This window comes from Priestia sp. RMT2NF4 (assembly GCF_047872835.1).
Taxonomy (GTDB): Bacteria; Bacillota; Bacilli; order Bacillales; family Bacillaceae_H; genus Priestia; species Priestia zanthoxyli.
The window spans coordinates 1-332 of the sequence record NZ_JBLQZO010000036.1; the positions used below are offsets into that span (position 1 = coordinate 1).

The window sequence follows — 332 nt, forward strand, 5'->3', positions numbered from 1 at the left end:
ACTAAGTTTTCAATAACTTTTGTATCGACTCCATTAATTTTTGTCATTTTTATATCTCCTTCATTTTGTATTTTTTTAAGAATTATCTCTTTCCACTTTCGTTATCTAATAAAAGTTTTTACAAAGCCCTTTATTATAATTTTTTAGGGGGAATGATACAGCTGCCGTCAGTACATACCCCTCCACAAGACTTATTCATCATATGCAACTAATGCATTAACTCCATGAGAAAGAGCAGATCCTGCTTTCAATGCTGTTGCTACCATAATTGATTCAGCCACTTCTTCTCTCGTTGCTTTCGCTTTTTTGGCTGCTTTAGTGTGGATATCAAT

General features: G+C 33.4%; 1 protein-coding gene. It reads right to left on the bottom strand.

Features of this window, described 5'->3' with window-relative positions; genetic code table 11:
• Nucleotides 1-191: 191 nt before the first annotated feature.
• Entirely contained in the window at nt 192-332 is a 141-nt protein-coding gene (locus ACMX9J_RS27720; RefSeq protein WP_416226476.1) for a carboxymuconolactone decarboxylase family protein, read from the bottom strand.